Origin of the sequence: Sphingobium fuliginis, assembly GCF_004152845.1 — a bacterium.
GTDB classification, from domain to species: Bacteria; Pseudomonadota; Alphaproteobacteria; order Sphingomonadales; family Sphingomonadaceae; genus Sphingobium; species Sphingobium fuliginis.
In genome coordinates, this window is sequence record NZ_SEON01000001.1 from 356,954 (window position 1) to 373,121 (window position 16,168).

The window sequence follows — 16,168 nt, forward strand, 5'->3', positions numbered from 1 at the left end:
TTCCTCTCCTTATGCCGTGCCGGATCGCATGCCCACCAGCGCGAACATCGCGCCCTGGGGGTCGGTCGCCTGGATGATCCAGGCCCCGCCCGGCACCTCCATCGGGCCGTTCAGCACGGTTCCGCCGCCGGCCTTCACCTTCTCCGTCGCGATGTCGATGTCCGGCACGACGAAGTAGAAGAGCCAGACCGGCACCGGCACCTCCGGGGGACGGGCCATGATGCCGCCCGTCATGCTCTGGAAATCGGTGCCGCCGGTCTGGGAGACGAGCTGATAGCTGCCCATTTCCCCCATATCCATGGCCTCGCCCTTCGCCCAGCCGAACTGCCCGGTGTAGAAGGCCAGGTCGGCGTCGAAAGCGCCGCTGTAAAGTTCATGCCAGCCGACATGACCGTTCGCCATCGGTGGTGCGGGCTCCATCCCGTCGGGACTGGACCCCTTGAGCAGCATGAACGCCGCCCCGCCCGGATCGCTCATCACCGCGAAGCGCCCGACGCCCGGAATGTCCTCCGGCGCGCGCTTCACGCTGCCGCCCGCCCCGGCCAGCCGCTTCGCATCCGCATCCACATCGGCCGAACCGACATAGCCACCCCACCAGGGCGACATGCCGCGATCCTTCGCTTCGGCCGGAATGGACATGATCCCGCCCATCGGCCCGGCGCTGCCCGACACGACATGATAGGGATCATCGGTCCGCTCCCCGCCAAAAGGTTGCGCGGTCCAGCCGACGATGTCGCCATAGAAGGCGATCGCCGCCTGCGGATCGCTGGTCATCAGTTCATACCAGAAGAATTTGCCGTTCAGGTCGGTCATTTCCAGCCTCCCTCAAGCCCAGTTTTCGATCCCTGCCCTCAGGCCCTGGCGTCGAGCAGCACTTCGAACCCGCCATAGATCAGCCGCGCACCGGCGAAAGGCATGTCTTCCCCTTCCTTCGGCTCCATCCGCGGATCGTTCATGACCTTCTCCGCCCCTGCATCGCGAGTCGCCTTGTCGGGCCATTCGATCCAGGAAAAGACGACCTCCTCATCCTCCTCCGCGATCACGGCGGTGCGGAAATCGTTGACCTTGCCCGGCTTGACGTCGTTCGCCCAGCATTCCACGACCCGCAGCGCGCCATGTTCGATGAAGATCGGCGCGGCATAGGCCGCCACTTCCCTGTACCGCTCCTTGTTGCCCTTGGGCACGGGGATCACGAAACCGTCCATATAGCTCATCGTTTCTCTCCTTAAGGAAAGGCGGAGTTCAGGCGGCGGCTTCCTTGTTCACCGCCAGCGCCGCTTCCATATCCATCCACGCCACTTCCCAGATATGGCCGTCCAGGTCGGCAAAGCTGCGGCCGTACATGAAGCCATGGTCCTGCCGGGGATTGGGCTCCGCACCGCCCGCCGCCAACGCCTTCTCCGTCGTCCGGTCGACATCGGCGCGGCTCGCCTCGCTAAGGGCAAGCAGCACCTGGGCCGTTTCATGCGCGTCCGGAATGCGACGCGGCGTGAAGCCGGCAAACCGCTCCCGCGTCAGCAGCATCACGTGGATATTGTCGGAAAAGCTCAGCATCTGCGCGCTGTCGTCCGCAAAATCATTGTTCCGGACCGCGCCCACCGCCTCGTAAAAGGCTATCGAGGCGGCCAGATCCTTCACCGGCAGGTTGACGAAAATCATTTTCGGAGCGGGGGCGTTCGGCATCACACATCTCCTTGGGATCATCCTGGCCTGTGGCCTTTTCCCGACTCACCGGCTTGAACTTTATGCACTGATAGATTATCTTATACAACCTATAAGTTAGGAAAAATAACCAAGGACTTCCTCTCGTGAAAAAGCGGGCCTATCAGGATGGTTGTGCAACGGCCCATGCGCTGGACCTGATCGGGGATCGCTGGGCCATGCTGATCATGCGGGAATTGATGCTCGGTCCCAAGCGTTTCACCGATTTGCGCGCCAGCCTGCCCGGAATCAGCGCCAACGTGCTGACGCAAAGGCTGGAGGAGCTGGAAGCGGCCAGCATCCTCATCCGCCGCCGCCTGCCCCCGCCCGCCGCCAGCCAGATTTATGAGCTGACGGAATGGGGCCGCGAGTCGGAGATATTGTTCCAGGTGCTGGGACGCTGGGCATCCCGCTCTCCCACGATGCAGCCCGGCATGCCGATGAGCAATGCGTCGGTGATCCTGTCGATGCGCACGATGATCGACCGAGACCGCATAGGCGATCTGGATGCGACCATCGGCCTGCGCTTCGGGGAGGAGGAGTTCCGCCTGACCCTGAAGGATGGCGATTTCACCGCCGGGCGCGGCGAAGCGGGCGGTGCGGACGCAATCTTCTCCGGCGACCAGAATGGACTGGCCGCCGTGATCTATGGCGGCCTGACGTTCGAGGACGTGGCCGACTCGCTTCAGGTGGAGGGGGACAGGGCCCTTGCGGCACGCTTCGTCCGCCTGTTCCCCTTGCCGCCAAAGGCGCCTTCGACGACCACGCCAGCGTCATGAGGCCCCATAATCCTCCCCATGCCGGGCATGGGGAGGTTTCATGTCCGCTCAATGCCCGGCGTTCAAAATCCCGAACACCTGCTCAAACTCCCCGCGCCGCTCCGCTTCGCGCAGGAACTTCACCCGTTCGACGCAGATTTCCTCCAGCGGCGGCTGCTGCGCCAGCAGCCCCATGACTTCCGCTATGAATTCGTCCAGCGGCATCATCTGCGGATTTTCCGCATGGCCGGGCATCAGGTCGGTCTGCACTCCCGGCGGCGCCAGTTCGATCACCTCGACATTGCTACCCCTGAGCTGATGCCGCATCGACTGCGACCAGCTATGGAGCGCCGCCTTGGTTGCGCTGTAGGTGGGAGTGGCCGCCAGCGGGACGAAGGCCAGACCCGACGTCACCGTCATCAGCGTCGCCGCCTCCAGCCCCAGCAGATGCGGCAGCAACACATGGGTCAGGCGGATCGGCCCCAACAGGTTCGTGGCGACGGTGGCCTCCGCTATGGCAAGGTCGATCCGCTCCTCCACAACCATGATCCCGGCATTATGGATCACGACATTGAGCGCGGGGAAGTCCGCGACCAGCTTTCCGGCGAAGGCCGCGATCGCCGCCGCGTCCTCCATGTCGACGGTCAGGGCTGCCATGCCCGGATGCTCCGCCGCCACGGCGTCCAGCGCCGCCTGCCGCCGCCCGGCGATGATGACCTGATTGCCGGCCGCATGGAATTCATGCGCCAGCGCCGCGCCGATGCCGGAACCGCCGCCGGTGATGAGGATGGTGTTGCCGCTCTTACGCATGGTCTTCTCCTTTTGCGATGGTGTGACCGGCAATCTAGAGCTACACTCTCTTTTTGAAAGAAGGCACCGAAAAGTGCCATACGCACCAAGAGGTGAGAAATGGAAAATCCGTTGCAAAAACGTTTTGCCCCGGCTGAAATCGCCGAAGCGGAAGCCTTTATCGACACCAATCCCGAAGCGCCGCTGGACCCTCGGATCGAACGACTCGTCAACGATCTGATCGGCCGGGTCGCGGATAAATGGACGCTGCTGGTCCTCGAACTGCTGGAGGAAAGGGGCACGCTCCGCTTCACCCGCATTGCCGAACAGGTGGAAGGCATCAGCCAGAAGATGCTGACCCAGACATTGCGTCAGATGGAGCGCGACGGCCTCGTCATCCGCACCGTCCATCCCGTGGTGCCGCCGCGCGTCGAATATGCGCTGACGCCGCTCGGCAACAGCCTCAGCGCCGCCTTTTGCGGCGTCTGGGTCTGGGCGGAGCGCAATCTGGAAGCGGTGGAGGAAGCCCGGCGCCGTTTCGACACGCGCGACTGAGGGATTATTGCGCGGGAATGAAGGTTTCCCGCATGGGCGTCAGCGGGAATGTCGGCACCTCTACCCGTACCGGAGCGCCGGGCACCAGAGCCGATGGCGGCGTCCCCGGCGCACCGGGCGCAAAACCGGCCGCGATCTCCCTGGGCGGGGTCGGCGGCGGCGGCAGCGGCGTTGGCGACACCACCACGCTCACCGTCCCGCCGAAGCGCGACTGCCATTCGGCCAGCCGCCGCAGATAATCGGCATAGGCGGCGTAGAATTCCTGGAACGGCTTTTCCAATTGGGTGAGCGCTTCGGGCGCATAGGCCAGCAGCTGGTTCGACGGCATGGCCAGTATCTTCGCCCCCACCTCTATGGCCACGGGGCAGAAGCTTTTCGTCACCGGCGGCAGCGCAAAGAAATTATAGACGACGGTGTTGAGCAGTTCCCGCGCCTTCAGCCCGCCCTGACCGTAAGCGACATAATAATTGCGGTCGACCGCCGCGTTCGCTTCGCGCAGGGCCGCCTCATGCACATGCAATATCCGGTTATACTGGATGCGCGCCGGTTCGTTCACGCCATGACAGGAAAGCGCCGCGACGTTCAGCGCCATGCGCACGTGCCACAGCGCCGTATTGGCCGTCACGCCGCGATTGGGCGTCAGATATTTACCGTCCTCGCCCACATCCGGAATGCCCATTTCCTCGACCGCCCCCATCGGCGGCAGGGGCTTTATCGTGGGCACCACCGGGGGTGGCGGCGTGGGCGGCGCCTTCTTCTCGGGCGTGGAACAGCCTGCGATCAGCGCGAGCGCGGTGACAGATGCAAACTCACAGAAACGGCGAACGACGGTACGCGGCGGCACCCTGGCATCCCTTTGATCATTATCCGGACGTCACAACTCATCGCAGAGCGAAGCGTTCCTGACGACCAAAGCGGGCTCGGCTCGTCCGGGGAGGGATTCGGTTCGTCCCATTTGCCCTGCGACGCGCACCTGCGAAGGGAATGCGGTATGCCCCAGGCCGCTGCGTCAAAATCGGACGCTGGTCGCGCGCTCCAAGTTTTTGTTGCGTATCCTTTGAAGCAGAAAACCAGTCCCGCTTTTCTGCACGATATCCTAGATGCGCCGTTCCAGCGCCGCCGCCGCTTCGTCCATCAATTGCGCGATGATGTCGGCCACCGGCTCCTCCTTCGACACCATGCCCACCGACTGCCCGGCCATCAGCGAACCGCCCTCGACATCGCCGTCGATCACGGCGCGGCGAAGCGCACCCGCCCAATAATGTTCGATCTGGAGCTGCGCCTCGCCCATGTCGACCGCGCCGCTGTCGAGCAGATTGGCGACCTCCCGCTGCTTGGCCGTAAAGGCCTCGGTTCCCGCGTTTTTCAGCGCCCGCACGGGGATGACCGGCAGGCGCGGGTCGATCTGCACGCTGGCGATCGCATCGCGGGCCGATGCACGGAAAAAGGCCTTCTTGAAGTTCGGATGGGCGATGCTCTCGACCGCGCAGGCAAAGCGGGTGCCCAGCTGCACGCCCGCCGCGCCCATTTCCAGATAGCCGGCGATCAGTTCGCCACGCCCGATGCCGCCGGCGACGAAGACGGGAAGCTGCGACGCCATTTCCGGCAGGATTTCCTGCGCCAGCACGCTGGTCGACACCGGGCCGATATGTCCGCCCGCCTCCATGCCCTCGATCACCAGCGCATCCACCCCGGAACGCGCCAGCTTCTTGGCCAGCGCCAGCGCGGGAGCGAAGCAGATCAGCTTCGCGCCCTTCTCCTTGATCGCCTCGATACTGCCCTTGGGCGGCAGGCCGCCGGCGAGGACGACATGTCCGACCTCATGTTTCGCGCAAACCTCGATCAGCTCGAAAAGCTGCGGGTGCATGGTGATGAGGTTGACGCCGAAGGGCTTGCCCGTCAGCGCCTTGGTCGCCGCGATCTCCCTGTCGAGCAGCTCGGGAGTCATGGCCCCGCAGGCGATCACGCCGAAGCCGCCCGCATTGGAGATGGCCGCAACCAGATTGCGCTCCGACACCCAGCTCATCGCCCCGCACAGGATCGCGACCTCGCAACCCAGGAAATCGGTGCCGCGGGCCATCAGGGAAGCGAGTTTGGCGTTGGTCATGTTCAAGCCCTTAGAATCATAAAGCCCCTCCCCTTCAGGGGAGGGGTTGGGGTGGGGGTTCTCCCCACGCGCTATTTTGTGGGGCAGTCCCCCATCCCCGGCCCCTCCCCTGAAGGGCAGGGAAGGAAAGGTCAAGCGACCGGCGCGTCCAGGCCATAGGCCGTGTGCAGCACACGCACCGCCAGTTCGGTCTCATCCTCGTCGATCAGCACCGAAACCTTGATCTCGCTGGTCGAGATGGCGAGGATATTGATGCCGCGATCAGCCAGCGACTTGAACATGGTGCTGGCGACGCCCGCATGGCTCTTCATGCCGACGCCGACGACCGACACCTTCGCCACCTTCGTATCCGGGATCACCCGGTTGAAGCCGATCACGTCCTTCTGGCTTTCCAGCACGTCCAGCGCCCGTGCAAGATCCGCGCCCGGCACGGTGAAGGTCACGTCCGTCTCGCCCTTGTCGCGGCCGACATTCTGGATGATCATGTCCACGTTGATCGCGGCGTCGGCCAGCGGCCCGAAGATGTGCGCCACCGCGCCCGGACGGTCCGGCACGCGGGTCAGGGTGATCTTCGCCTCATTCTTGTCATGGGCGATGCCGGTGATGAGCTGACGTTCCATCTTGTCTTCCTTGAGCTTGGCTTCCAGTTCCTCTTCGCTGACGATCAGCGTGCCGGGGAGGTCGTCCTGGGTGGGATCATCGAAGGAGGAAAGCACCTGCACGACCACGCCTTCCTTCATGGCGAGGCCGACCGAGCGGGTCTGGAGCACCTTGGCGCCGACCGAAGCCAGTTCCAGCATCTCCTCATAGGTGACGAGGTCGAGCTTGCGCGCCCGCGCCACGATGCGGGGATCGGTGGTGTAGACGCCGTCGACGTCGGTATAGATGTCGCAGCGGTCCGCCTTCACCGCCGCCGCGACGGCAACGGCCGAGGTATCGGACCCGCCGCGGCCGAGGGTGGAGATGCGGCCATCCTCCATCATGCCCTGAAAGCCGGGGATGACCGCCACCGTGCCCGACCGCATCGACGCCAGCAGGTCGATCGTGTCGATGTCCCCGATGCGCGCCTTGGCATGGGCTTCGTTGGTGCGGATCGGAAGCTGCCAGCCGAGCCAGCTCCGCGCATCCACGCCCATCGCCTTCAGCGTCATGGCCAGCAGGCCGCTCGTCACCTGTTCGCCGGAAGCAACGACGACATCATATTCCGCCGGATCGTAGAGCGGCGAGGCTTCCTTGCAGAAACCCACCAGCCGGTCGGTCTCCCCCGCCATGGCGGATACGACGACGGCGACCTCATGCCCCTGTTCGACGACATGTTTGACCCGTGCGGCCACGTTGCGAATTCGCTCCATCCCCGCCATGGAGGTGCCGCCGAATTTCATCACGATGCGCGCCATTTGCCTGTCGAACCCGCCTGCTGAAAAGAAATAAAATGCCCCGGAGGGGCGCGAAAACGGCGCTCCTATTAGCAGCAGCGGCGAATATGGCAAGCAAAGCGACAGAGTAGCGGCAGCAGCGGAAGGAACCGACCCGCCTGCCGGTCATTGCCCGTCCGGGGACCAGGAACGGAGGATGCGATGGAAAGCAGCTTATGGGCGATGGTGACGATCGGCGGGCCGATCCTGCTCGGGATCGTGCTGATTTTCGTGATGCTCAGCAACCGCAGGCACCGGACGCCGGAAGAGATGCGCCGCACCGAGGATGCGACGCGGGACCTCTACCGTCGCCTCGACCAGGAGGACAAGGCGCGCGAATTCGGATCGGCGGCGCCGGGCAATGCAAGACAGGCCGAAAAACAGCCATAGCCTGCACCCCCGGACACTGGTAGCAGGAGGCCATGGAGAATATTGCGTCCAGCACCATCGACCCGCGTGAAGCCGCCCATTTCGGCACCATGGCCGCCGACTGGTGGAATCCCCATGGCAGCAGCGCCATGCTGCACAAGCTCAATCCGGTCCGGCTGCGCTATATTCGCGATGCCGTCGACCGGCATTGGCCGGGGCGGAGCCATGATTTCCGTCCGCTGGCGGGCCGCCGCGCCCTGGACGTCGGCTGCGGCGCCGGCCTGCTGGCCGAACCGCTGGCGCGCCTGGGCGCTAGCCTGACCGCGCTGGATGCGGCGGAGGAGAATATCGCCGTGGCGCGCAACCATGCCGCGGGGCAAGGCCTCGCCATCGACTATCGCGCCACGCCGGTGGAACGACTGGAGGAAACAGGTTTCGACCTCGTCACCTGCATGGAGGTGATCGAACATGTGGCGGACCCGGCAGCCTTCGTCGCCGCGCTGGCGGAAAAGATGGCCCCGGACGGCCTGCTGATCCTTTCGACGCCCAACCGCACCCCCCTCTCCCGCCTTGCCATGATCACCATCGGGGAAAGCATCGGCGGCATCCCCAAGGGCACGCATGACTGGCACAAATTCCTCAATCCCGAGGAACTTGCGAAGCTGCTGGAGAATGCGGGGCTGGAGGTGATCGACAGCAGCGGACTCAGCTTCTCACCGGCCAGGGGCTTCATCCTTTCGCCCAACAAGGCGATCAACTATCTGCTGACCGCCCGGCACCGGCAGGGCTGATGGCGATGGCGGTCGATCCCCGCATCGACGCCTACATCGCCCGGCAGGCCGATTTCGCACAGCCGATCCTCCGCCATTTGCGCGGTCTGATCCACGCGGCATCGCCGGACATTGCGGAAACCGTCAAATGGGGCATGCCCTTCTTCACCTATCGGGACAAAAACCTCTGCAACATGGCCGGCTTCCAGCGGCATGTCGCCTTCGGCTTCTGGCATGACAAGGTTGCGCCGGACAGCAGTCGTGGCGAAGCCATGGGCCAGTTCGGCCGGATTCGAAGCCTGCAAGATCTGCCGGACGATGCCACGATCGCAGCTCTTTTGAGGAAAGCCATGGCGTTGATAGAGGCAGGCAACGAGCCACGCAGCGGCGTGAAGACGCCTCGCGCACCGCTCCCCCTGCATCCCGCTTTCGCGGCGGCCCTCGACGCCGACCCTGCCGCCGCGGCAACATGGGCAGGCTTCCCGCCCGGCAAGGTGCGCGACTATTGCGAGTGGATCAACGATGCGCAAACGGATGCCACCCGCGACAGGCGCATCGCACAGGCGGTCGAATGGATCGCGGCGGGCAAGGGCCGCAACTGGAGATATGAAAAACGCTGAGAAGCGGTGAGCCGGGGATGGAGACCGGAGGAACGCAGCGGGGACTGAAAAAGCGTTCCGGGGCTCGCATTTCCCCGTGCCGCGCTCCCCAAAGGCGCGGCACCCATGACACCCTCAACTCACCGGCTTCGCCACAGCCACCATCGTCGGCTGGGCATCCGACACGGCATCCTTCGGCGCCACATCGGCAGCCGGAGTCTTGAGGCTCGCGGCAGCCGATTGTAGCGCAATGGCCGCCGCCTCCAGCGCTGCGGCCGCCGATTGCGGCGTGACGGCGGGCGGTGCCGCTTCCGCCACGGCAACCGGCATCGCTGGTTCCGCCACCGGCGGCGGCGCGGCCAAAGGCGCCGCAGCAGCCGTCTTCAGTTCACAGACATCGCCCACGCCAGCCGGCTTTTCCGAAAAATTCCGCGCCAACACAGGCAGTTCGTCCTGACCGGCGTTGGTGGCCAACGTCATCAGCGTGTCGGCCATTTGACAGAAACCCGCCGATTGCACGCCATCCGTATGACTGTTGGCCATTTTCGTGATGAAGTCGTCATAGGCACGTTGCCCGTCGGCAATGCCGTTTTCACGCATGAAACGCAGTTTCAATGCATTATTATATTTGCCCGCATTTCCCATCCTCTCATAGAATTTATCGTATTTCGCGGTGATTTCGCTATTGGTCGATCGGCATTTCAGCGATCCCAGCATCAACATGATCTGAAGATCTCTGACACGCGCTGCCTCTATTTCATAAGGCTGCCAGCACTGTACCTCCCCCGCGGACGCAGCGCCGCCGAAAAAGAGCGCAACGATACAACTGGCGGCACTCGCCGCCATCCTCAACCTGGACATGATGGACCTCGCAGAATCTCCGACCCCGCAAATCAAACATTAACATTTTGCCATAAAAATGCCATTAATTTTTATTTGACAGTGACATTTATGACGCATCCGGAAACATCGCGGATTCACGTCCTTTCCCTGATTTTATGACCGTTGCACCGGGTTATCCATGCGGATATTTCAGTTCCGGCATCGGCTATGCCGTCACGGCGTCGGCCCGCGCGATCAGCGCCCTCGCCTCCTCGACATGCATGCTTTCGATCATTCGCCCCTCGAACCGCTCGGCCCCGCCCGTCGCCGCCTCGACCAGCCGCCGTGCATCGGCGACGGCCTGGGGGTCGGGACCGAACACCTGATTGGCGACCGGCACCTGGCTCGGATGGATCAGCGTCTTGCCGTCGAAGCCCAGCGCATGCCCCGCCGCGCACTCGCTTTCGAAACCCGCTTCATCGTCCAGCCGGTTGAAGACACCATCGAACACGGCGATCCCCGCCGCTCGCGCCGCAAGGATGACGGATTGCAGGGACAGGGCCAGCCCTTCCCGCCCGGCCGACGGCGGTATCCCCAAATCCTGCCGCAGATCGTTATTCCCCATGAACAGCCCCGCGCAGCCCTCCGCCGCCGCGATCGCCTGCGCCGCCAGCACGCCCGTCGCGCTCTCGATCATCGCGATCACCGGCTTGTGGCAGACGCTGAACACATCCTTCACCTGACGGGGATTTTCCACCTTGGGCAGCACCACATAATCCGCGGCCGATGCCTTGAGCGCGACCATCTCCCGCCCATGAGAGGGCGCGCCCTCGACATTGATGCGCACTGCCGAGAGACGACTGCCAAATCCCTCCGCAACCGCTTCGACCGCATTGGCCAGCGCTTCTTCCTTGCGGCCGTCGGGCACCGCATCCTCCAGATCCAGTATCACCATGTCGCAGGACAGCGTCCGCGCCTTGGCAATGGCGCGCGGGTTGGACGCGGGAAGGAACAGCAGCGATCGGGCGTGGCGCAACAACATGATGGAACTCCTATCACTTTGCCTTTTCCCATTCATGATTTCGCGTCATAGTCCAAGCGGATTTCGGGGGAGAGGCAGAGATGCTGACGACATTCGCGCTGACGGTGACATTATTGGTGCTGTTCTACCTGGCGGTGAGCGTCAAGGTCGTGCGCCAGGGCTATCAATATACCATCGAACGCTTCGGCCGCTTCACCGAAGTCGCGCGCCCCGGCCTGAATTTCTACCCTGCCTTCTTCTACGCCGTCGGGCGGAAGATCAACATGATGGAACAGGTGGTCGACATTCCGGGGCAGGAGATCATCACCAAGGACAACGCCATGGTCTCGGTCGACGGCGTCGTGTTCTTCCAGGTGCTGGACGCGGCCAAGGCGGCCTATGAAGTGTCGGAACTCTATGTCGCGATCATGCAGCTCGCGACCACCAACCTGCGCACGGTCATGGGGTCGATGGACCTGGACGAAACCCTGTCCAAGCGCGACGAGATCAACGCCCGCCTGCTCTCGGTGGTCGACCATGCCACCAATGCATGGGGCATCAAGATCACCCGCGTGGAACTCAAGGACATCCGCCCGCCCGCCGACATCGTCAACGCCATGGGCCGCCAGATGAAGGCCGAACGCGAGAAGCGCGCCCTGATCCTCGAATCGGAGGGGCTGCGCGCATCGGAAATCCTGAAGGCCGAAGGGCAGAAGCAAAGCCAGATCCTGGAAGCGGAGGGCCGCCGCGAAGCCGCCTTCCGCGACGCCGAAGCCCGCGAGCGCGAGGCGGAGGCCGAAGCCAAGGCAACGCAGATGGTTTCCGAAGCGATCGCCAGCGGCAACGCGCAGGCGATCAACTATTTCGTCGCCCAGAAATATGTCGAGGCGGTGAGCCAGTTCGCCACCTCCCCCAACGCCAAGACGATCCTTTTTCCGGTGGAGGCGACTCAGCTGATCGGCACATTGGGCGGCATCGGCGCGCTGGCCAGGGAGGCTCTGGGAGACGCCGCGCCTCCACCGCCGCCCCCTGCCCCGTCGCGGCGCGGGCCGTTCGGACAGGGGCAGGCATGACCGACTGGCTCGCCATGCTGGACGACCATTGGGGCTGGCTGGTCTTCGCCGCGCTGCTCGCCATGGGTGAAGTGGTGATACCGGGCGTATTCCTGATCTGGGTCGCGCTGGCCGCCGCGCTGACCGGTCTGGTCGCTCTCGCGTTTCCGGTCTCCATCCCCCTTCAGTTGCTGCTTTTCGCGGGCCTTTGCCTGCTGTCGGTCTGGGGCGGGCGACGCTGGTACACCGCCAATCCGGTGGACTCGCAAGACCCGCTCCTCAACGACCGCACCGCCCGGCTGGTGGGAGAGGTCGTCACCGTCGTCGAACCCATCGACAATGGCCGGGGCCGGGTGAAGGTGGGCGACAGCGTCTGGTCGTGCAGAGGCCCCGACTCGCCAGTCGGTGCAAGAATGAGAGTGACGGGCGCGGAAGCTGCGGTGCTGACCGTGGAACCGGCTTGATGGCGATGACCCAAGTTGCGGATCGCATCGAGGATGTTCTGAAGGCGAACCATCCCGGCGGTTGAGATCACCGATGACAAGCTTGGTCGCCGCGCGGGAAACAGATGTTCAGCCACGAAGCCCCAAGATGAAGCGCTTCTCTCTTCCCAAAACCCGACCTCTGAAAAGCCATGGCTCCACGCCGTTCAGGCGGATCTCCGACAGAGGACGACAATATCGACAGCAAGCGAATGCTGATCCGGGTCGAACAGGGCAAGGGCGGCATGGACCGCGAGGCCATGCTCTCGCCGCAGTCGCCCGAACCGCTTCGGCATTTGGCGCCGTTGCGGAAAAGCGCTCGATCATTTCTGCCTTGACATTCGGGCCGCCGCTGCGCGCTTATTTGGGGGCCATCCTGATCGCTCCGTCCAGGCGAATGACCTCTCCGTTCAACATCGGGTTGGTTATGATGCTTTCCACCAATTGCGCATATTCGCCGGGCTGCCCCAACCGGCTGGGGAACGGCACCTGCTTTCCGAGGGAGTCCTGGGCCTCCTGGGGCAGTCCGGCGAGCAGCGGCGTCCAGAAGATGCCCGGTGCGATCGCCATGACCCTTATGCCATAACGCGCAAGCTCTCGCGCTATCGGCAGTGTCATTCCAACGATTCCACTCTTCGACGCGGCATAGCCGGCCTGACCGATCTGCCCATCATAGGCGGCAACCGACGCCGTGTTGACGATGACACCGCGCTCCTCGCCAACAGGTTCGGCGGTGTGAAGCCGCGCGGCGAAGGCGGAGAGCACATTGAACGAACCTATGAGATTGATCGTCACGATCCTGGAGAAGTCGGCAAGCGGCATCGGACTGCCGTCGCGATCTATCACCTTGCGCGGCGTGGCGATGCCGGCGCAATTGATCAGGATGCGAGCGACGCCGTGCCGCGCCTCAGCTTCCGCGATCGCCGCGTGAACGGCGACTTCGTCCGTCACATCCACGGCCAGGAAATGTCCTCCCAACTCCTCCGCCTGTGCGGAGCCGAGCTTCGAATTGAGGTCGAAGATCGTGACCCTGGCTCCTAAGCGGGCAAGGCGCAGTGCCGTGCCAGCCCCGAGCCCCGATGCGCCTCCCGTGACGATTGCTGCAACGCCATCGATGTTCATCGCTTGTCTCTCCCTCAAATCAGTTCAATTGCCATTGCGGTCGCTTCGCCGCCGCCGATGCACAGGGCCGCGACGCCGCGCCGACCGCCCCGGCGTTGAAGCGCCGCCAGCAAGGTTGCCAGAATGCGCGCGCCCGACGCGCCTATCGGATGGCCCAGGGCTGTCGCCCCGCCATTTACATTGAGGCGGTCATCGGGGATTGCCAAATCGCGCGCCGCGATCATCGCTACCGCGGCAAAGGCTTCGTTCACCTCGAACAGGTCGACATCCTCAACCGACCAGCCTGTTCTGCCGAGCAACGTCCGGATGGCGTGAACGGGAGCGGTGGTGAAGAGCGCGGGAGCATGCGCATGCGCCGCGGCCCCGCTCAAGCGCGCTATTACCGGCATTTTGAGCCGCTCGGCAACGCTCCGCCGAGTCAATATAATGGCCGCCGCGCCATCGGAGATCGATGCCGAACTCGCCGCAGTGATCGTGCCGTTTGACGCGAATGCAGGCTTTAACGTCGGTATTTTCTCCGGCCGCGCCCTCCCCGGCTGCTCGTCCGTTGCGATGAATTGCGAGCCTGACCGCGTCCTTACAGGCACCGGCACGATTTCTTCGGCGAAGGCGCCCGTTTCGATTGCGGCCCGCGCCCGCTCCAGCGACCGAAGCGCATAGGCATCCTGCATCTCGCGCGTGAACTGATAGGCATCCGCCGTATCCTGCGCGAACGCGCCCATCGGCTTGCCCACGCTATAGGCATCCTCGAGACCGTCCATCATCATTGTGTCGATGACGCGGTCATGTCCGATCCGAGCGCCAGAGCGATGTTTGGGAAGGGCATAGGGCGCATTGGTCATGCTTTCCATGCCTCCGGCGACGATGACGTCGGCGGCGCCCGCTCGCAGCGCTTCGGCCGCCATGATGATTGCCTGCATGCCAGAGCCGCACATTTTGTTCACTGTCGTGGCCTGAACGCTCTCCGGAAGCCCGGCGCCGAGAGCGGCCTGTCGCGCCGGCGCCTGGCCGAGCGCCGCCGGCAGCACGCATCCCATGTAGATGCGGTCGATTGCTTCGCCCGGCACCTTGGCGCGTTCGACTGCCGCACGGACGGCGATAGCGCCAAGCTCCGTTGCGGCGACCGATGAAAACGCGCCTTGAAACCCGCCCATCGGAGTGCGGGCATAACTGGCAATCACGATAGGGTCGGTCTGCATAAATTTCCTTCAGCTTCAGGCGGATATGTCCGCTCCTGCTCCACGGATCTGGACAGCGCCTTCCTCGAATGATTTGAGGAAGAACAAGCGCCCCCCGGCACTTGTCATGATCAACTGCACAGCAGGATCGGCGTTTCGACAAGGCCGCGGAATGACTGCATGAACTGGGCCGCCAGGGCGCCGTCGATTGCGCGATGATCGAAGCTCGCCGTCGTCGCCATGATCGTCGCGAGCCCCACGGCACCATCGACCTTCCACGGCTGCTCCACCCCTGCGGCCGTGCCCAGAATGAGAGCCTGGGGCGGATTGATCACCGGAAACATCTCGTCGATCCCGAACATGCCGAGATTGGAGATCGAGCAGGTGCCGCCCTGATATTCCTCGGGCAGCAGCTTGCCATCGCGCGCCTTCGCGGCGAGCGCCTTCGTCTGCGTCGCTATGGCGGAAAGCGACAGCGCCTCAGCGCCCTTGATCACCGGAGTGATGAGGCCGCCGTCGATCGCAACCGCCATCGATATGTCGACGCGCGCGAAGCGATGCAGCTCCTCGCCGCCGAACTGGACGTTCGCGTCCGGCACTTCGACGAGCGCGAGCGCCAGGGCCTTGATCAGCATGTCGTTGACGCTGAGCTTGATGCTGCGCGGCGCGAGAGAGGCGTTCAATTCTCTGCGCAGCTTCAACAGCGGATCGATGTTGCAGCGTGCCGTCAGGTAGAAGTGCGGCACCGTCTGCTTGGATTCGGTGAGGCGCCGCGCGATGGTCTTTCGCATCGAACTGAGCTTGACCGTCTCGACAGGAACGCCGGAAGGCGGTGGGGCGATGGTCGCGACAGGGGACGGCACGGCGTCGATCGACCGTGCGACCGGGTCGTGGCGCGGGGTGACCAATGGCCCGATGCCAAGATCGGCGCGAACGATGCGGCCGTTGGGGCCGGTACCGGTGATGCCGCCAAGGTCAATGCCCTTCGCCTCCGCAATGCGCAATGCAAGCGGGCTAACCTTCACCCGCTCGGCGGGCGACACACGGGTGCGCGGCGCCGGCACCCTTGGCGCGGGCTTTGGCCGGACCGACTCTGGAGCGGATGGAGCGGGCGCTTGCGCGGCCTCGACAGGTCGGGCGATCGTCGGCTCGGCGCCGGCCAGCACCGGCCTGGGCGCGGTCTCGCCATTCTCCGCCATGACGGCAATGACCGTGCCGACCGCAACGTCTGCCGTTCCTTCGGGAACCACGAGGTTCGTTATCCTCCCCTCGTCCACGGCTTCGAATTCCATCGTGGCCTTGTCGGTCTCGATCTCGGCGAGGAGATCGCCGGCCTTCACCAGATCGCCCTCGGCGACCAGCCATTTTGCCAGCGTGCCCTTTTCCATCGTCGGCGACAGCGCCGGCATCTTCAGTTCGATGGCCATG

The 16,168-nt window shown here is 64.1% G+C and carries 19 protein-coding genes; 7 read left to right on the forward strand and 12 right to left on the reverse strand.

Annotated elements, in window-relative coordinates:
• Positions 1–9: 9 nt before the first annotated feature.
• The 3 genes from EWH10_RS01910 to EWH10_RS01920 are packed head-to-tail and all read right to left on the reverse strand — an operon-like array spanning position 10 to position 1,683.
• Positions 10–813 (reverse strand): VOC family protein, encoded by an 804-nt coding sequence (locus tag EWH10_RS01910; protein WP_044660049.1) that lies wholly within the window; start codon positions 811–813, stop codon positions 10–12.
• Between the two features lie 38 nt (positions 814–851).
• Entirely contained in the window at positions 852–1,214 is a 363-nt protein-coding gene (locus EWH10_RS01915) for a DUF1428 domain-containing protein (protein ID WP_044660050.1), read from the reverse strand.
• Positions 1,215–1,242: 28 nt separating this feature from the next.
• On the reverse strand, positions 1,243–1,683 hold the full coding sequence (locus EWH10_RS01920) for a VOC family protein (RefSeq protein ID WP_025552095.1): 441 nt from the start codon (positions 1,681–1,683) through the stop codon (positions 1,243–1,245).
• Positions 1,684–1,808: 125 nt separating this feature from the next.
• Here EWH10_RS01920 and EWH10_RS01925 point away from each other — a divergent pair, with 125 nt between their 5' ends.
• Positions 1,809–2,480: a winged helix-turn-helix transcriptional regulator gene (locus tag EWH10_RS01925; RefSeq protein WP_044660051.1), complete on the forward strand. Its 672-nt coding sequence runs from the start codon at positions 1,809–1,811 to the stop codon at positions 2,478–2,480.
• 48 nt (positions 2,481–2,528) lie between these two features.
• Here EWH10_RS01925 and EWH10_RS01930 read toward each other — a convergent pair whose 3' ends face one another.
• A complete protein-coding gene (locus tag EWH10_RS01930) occupies positions 2,529–3,269 on the reverse strand; it encodes an SDR family oxidoreductase (RefSeq protein WP_044660052.1) in 741 nt (246 codons plus the stop codon).
• Between the two features lie 99 nt (positions 3,270–3,368).
• Between EWH10_RS01930 and EWH10_RS01935 the strand changes: the two genes are divergently transcribed.
• Positions 3,369–3,803 (forward strand): winged helix-turn-helix transcriptional regulator, encoded by a 435-nt coding sequence (locus tag EWH10_RS01935; protein WP_025552091.1) that lies wholly within the window; start codon positions 3,369–3,371, stop codon positions 3,801–3,803.
• A gap of 4 nt (positions 3,804–3,807) precedes the next feature.
• Here the strand turns inward: EWH10_RS01935 and EWH10_RS01940 are convergent, their stop codons facing one another.
• The 3 genes from EWH10_RS01940 to EWH10_RS01950 form a co-directional block, all read right to left on the reverse strand.
• Complete coding sequence (locus tag EWH10_RS01940) at positions 3,808–4,647, reverse strand: hypothetical protein (protein WP_044660053.1); 840 nt, start codon at positions 4,645–4,647, stop codon at positions 3,808–3,810.
• A gap of 252 nt (positions 4,648–4,899) precedes the next feature.
• Entirely contained in the window at positions 4,900–5,910 is a 1,011-nt protein-coding gene (locus tag EWH10_RS01945; RefSeq protein WP_044660054.1) for an NAD(P)H-dependent flavin oxidoreductase, read from the reverse strand.
• A gap of 131 nt (positions 5,911–6,041) precedes the next feature.
• Complete coding sequence (locus EWH10_RS01950; RefSeq protein ID WP_025551431.1) at positions 6,042–7,307, reverse strand: aspartate kinase; 1,266 nt, start codon at positions 7,305–7,307, stop codon at positions 6,042–6,044.
• A 180-nt stretch (positions 7,308–7,487) separates the two neighbouring features.
• Between EWH10_RS01950 and EWH10_RS01955 the strand changes: the two genes are divergently transcribed.
• Genes EWH10_RS01955 through EWH10_RS01965 form a run of 3 tightly spaced genes read left to right on the forward strand, consistent with a single transcriptional unit; the run spans position 7,488 to position 9,084 of the window.
• Entirely contained in the window at positions 7,488–7,715 is a 228-nt protein-coding gene (locus tag EWH10_RS01955) for a hypothetical protein (protein WP_044660055.1), read from the forward strand.
• Between the two features lie 32 nt (positions 7,716–7,747).
• Positions 7,748–8,485: a bifunctional 2-polyprenyl-6-hydroxyphenol methylase/3-demethylubiquinol 3-O-methyltransferase UbiG gene (gene ubiG / locus EWH10_RS01960; protein ID WP_044660056.1), complete on the forward strand. Its 738-nt coding sequence runs from the start codon at positions 7,748–7,750 to the stop codon at positions 8,483–8,485.
• Between the two features lie 5 nt (positions 8,486–8,490).
• On the forward strand, positions 8,491–9,084 hold the full coding sequence (locus tag EWH10_RS01965) for a YdeI/OmpD-associated family protein (RefSeq protein ID WP_044662742.1): 594 nt from the start codon (positions 8,491–8,493) through the stop codon (positions 9,082–9,084).
• A 114-nt stretch (positions 9,085–9,198) separates the two neighbouring features.
• Here the strand turns inward: EWH10_RS01965 and EWH10_RS01970 are convergent, their stop codons facing one another.
• Both EWH10_RS01970 and EWH10_RS01975 read right to left on the reverse strand, forming a co-directional pair.
• Positions 9,199–9,909 carry a hypothetical protein gene (locus tag EWH10_RS01970; RefSeq protein WP_229742403.1) on the reverse strand — a complete coding sequence of 237 codons (711 nt, stop codon included), beginning with the start codon at positions 9,907–9,909 and terminating at the stop codon, positions 9,199–9,201.
• 202 nt (positions 9,910–10,111) lie between these two features.
• Positions 10,112–10,927: an HpcH/HpaI aldolase/citrate lyase family protein gene (locus tag EWH10_RS01975; protein ID WP_044660058.1), complete on the reverse strand. Its 816-nt coding sequence runs from the start codon at positions 10,925–10,927 to the stop codon at positions 10,112–10,114.
• 80 nt (positions 10,928–11,007) lie between these two features.
• On the opposite strand from EWH10_RS01975, the gene EWH10_RS01980 reads away from it, so the two are divergent.
• Positions 11,008–11,979 (forward strand): SPFH domain-containing protein, encoded by a 972-nt coding sequence (locus EWH10_RS01980; protein ID WP_044660059.1) that lies wholly within the window; start codon positions 11,008–11,010, stop codon positions 11,977–11,979.
• The gene (locus EWH10_RS01985) at positions 11,976–12,422 is read left to right on the forward strand and encodes an NfeD family protein (RefSeq protein ID WP_025551422.1); all 447 of its coding nucleotides are present in this window, start codon (positions 11,976–11,978) and stop codon (positions 12,420–12,422) included. Before EWH10_RS01980 ends, EWH10_RS01985 begins: the two co-directional genes overlap by 4 nt.
• Before the next feature lie 378 nt (positions 12,423–12,800).
• Here the strand turns inward: EWH10_RS01985 and EWH10_RS01995 are convergent, their stop codons facing one another.
• The 3 genes from EWH10_RS01995 to EWH10_RS02005 form a co-directional block, all read right to left on the reverse strand.
• Positions 12,801–13,562, reverse strand: coding sequence for an SDR family NAD(P)-dependent oxidoreductase (locus EWH10_RS01995; RefSeq protein WP_044660060.1), 762 nt, complete (start codon positions 13,560–13,562; stop codon positions 12,801–12,803).
• Positions 13,563–13,576: 14 nt separating this feature from the next.
• A complete protein-coding gene (locus EWH10_RS02000; protein ID WP_044660061.1) occupies positions 13,577–14,761 on the reverse strand; it encodes an acetyl-CoA C-acyltransferase in 1,185 nt (394 codons plus the stop codon).
• A gap of 110 nt (positions 14,762–14,871) precedes the next feature.
• Positions 14,872–16,167, reverse strand: a complete 1,296-nt coding sequence (locus EWH10_RS02005; protein ID WP_065846000.1) for a pyruvate dehydrogenase complex dihydrolipoamide acetyltransferase — start codon at positions 16,165–16,167, stop codon at positions 14,872–14,874.
• Position 16,168 lies beyond the last annotated feature (1 nt).